Source organism: Rahnella sp. AN3-3W3, assembly GCF_003263545.1.
GTDB lineage: Bacteria > Pseudomonadota > Gammaproteobacteria > Enterobacterales > Enterobacteriaceae > Rahnella > Rahnella variigena.
Genome location: NZ_JYDG01000077.1, coordinates 1 through 2,037 on the forward strand (window position 1 = coordinate 1; position 2,037 = coordinate 2,037).

1 protein-coding gene and 2 pseudogenes are annotated in these 2,037 nt (G+C 41.0%); all 3 read left to right on the forward strand.

Features of this window, described 5'->3' with window-relative positions; genetic code table 11:
- Positions 1-1,096 precede the first annotated feature (1,096 nt).
- Positions 1,097-1,466: pseudogene (locus tag UC15_RS19370) on the forward strand (DDE-type integrase/transposase/recombinase); the annotation flags it as partial.
- Positions 1,467-1,493: 27 nt separating this feature from the next.
- Positions 1,494-1,694: pseudogene (locus tag UC15_RS19375) on the forward strand (lysozyme); the annotation flags it as partial.
- A 78-nt stretch (positions 1,695-1,772) separates the two neighbouring features.
- On the forward strand, positions 1,773-1,949 hold the full coding sequence (locus UC15_RS25700; RefSeq protein ID WP_157961010.1) for a hypothetical protein: 177 nt from the start codon (positions 1,773-1,775) through the stop codon (positions 1,947-1,949).
- The last annotated feature ends 88 nt before the right edge of the window (positions 1,950-2,037 follow it).

The following is a 2,037-nucleotide window of genomic DNA, read 5'->3' on the forward strand; positions in this document are numbered from 1 at the left end:
TGGCCAAATTCAGTAAACCACTTCAATGGGAGTCATTATCATGACGGAATTCTGTTTCTGAATGGAGCAGGATTTCGGGTCAGGGTCACCAAAGATGTATATACTCTGTACCGCCAAAATGCTTTTCACTGTCGATGACGAGTGTGACCGCTACATCGAAAACCGCGGTTACAACGTTAGCTACGGGATCACTAGTATGGTAAGGATTTTTAAGATTCACGATTGTTATATACTTCGAAGTGAGCGAACTTCATTCCATCTCCATCAGGCTATCTCCTAAGATCACAGTGGCTGAAACTGTTTTTGCATTTTCATGGAATTGCCCACAATATTATTACCAGCTGAAAGCACACCTAAAAAATCAAGTCAATCCTTATATGTAACTTAATACAAGTGCAAATTTAATTCAGCCTACTCATTTTAGATTTTTTAAAGGGTCTCCGAAAATGGCAAAAAATCGATTTTTTTTATATTTCATCGTGCTTTTTCACCATTAACAAGACTTCCCCAAATAATGCTGCTTTCGTGTAAATGAATTGTTTTTCATGGGTTAATTTTGATTCCCAATATGAAAAAACGTTACAAAATCAATCTAAAATAAGATCATTGTTATTTAATTGATAGGTAAAAACTTCCATAAAGCTTGATAATGATCGTTTTAAACCATTATGAAAGATTCGAAAGTTGAGATAGTCTTTTTTGAAGATTAAGCATTATTAGCACATCGCCATCCAAAAAATATTTTGGAGTGCTAATTTTTATAATCTAAATATTAATTTTTCAAAAATATTAATCCATGTAGAGGGGTCATTATAAAAATAATTCACTAAGCGAAAAAGTTTGTGGCCTGATTACCATAAAACAAATTAATAAATGTTCTTAATTTTTTATAAAGAGATATTGCTATGTCCGATTCCCTAGGAAAAAATAAAATTGACTATGGAAGAGTTTATAAAGTTAAAAAATTCGCCTTCCATTTTTCTGAAAGATGTTGCTATTAACACAGACCCGTTGGTTATTTCTGCGATTATGCTCCAATTAGCAGCTTCGCAAATTCCAGTGGCAGGAGGTGTTGCATCAGCCTTGAAAAACTAAAGCCCTGCGTTTCTTTCGAAAAGCCATTCGCCACCACGGTGAGCCAGAAATGATGGCCATCGATAAAAGCGGTGCAAACACAGCCGTCCTTGCGGAACTTAATACCGGCAGCGATGCCGTTGACTGCATAAAGGTCAGACAAAATAGATACCTGAAAAATCTGGTCTAGCAGGATCGCCGTAATATCAAACGCCGGATACGGCAAATGATGGGATTCAAATTATTTCGGCGAGCGCAAAATACTGGCCGGCATTGAGTTAATCCACATGATACGCAAGGCCAGCTTCATTATTCAGACAATAGCGTATTGTCACCAACAGAGAAATCTGACCCATTGCCTGCCTAATAAATCGGCAATACCATTTTGCTGACTTGTCTACGCTAATGCGCCAGAGCCGTTTGATGCCCTTGTATCCTTTAAGTTTAACCTGGGGCGGGGACTTGCGCACCTCCACGCTGCTGAAAAAACTCAACGCCGGCGATTATTCCGGGGCGGCTGAAGAATTTCCGCGCTGGATCAGTACGGGCGGAAAAAAATGCCCGGACTGGTGCGCCGCCGCGAGGCGGAAAAGGCGCTGTTTGAAGCGCAGGAGTTGTAACCTCAGCATTACATGCGTGCAGGAAAAAACGATAGAGCCCGCACTTATCCCCCTCCATTCAGTTAATAAGGATTTACCATGTATCTTACCGACGAAATTCTCGACAAGCTGAACGCCAGTAGAGCCATAAGAAACAACCTTAAGAAGATCTCTCCGGATGAAAAGGTCACCCTGCCTGACATCATGATCCGCTCATTTGCCGAAGTAAAAGAGCTCGCGGGTGACGCGATCACTTGGGGTGAAAAGAATGAATAGACCCTAGTTTCCTAGACTGTTCCGTGCCTCATGAACCAGGCACTTTCATAAGCTGCAGGGGGTTGATCCTCACAGGCACTGTGGCGGC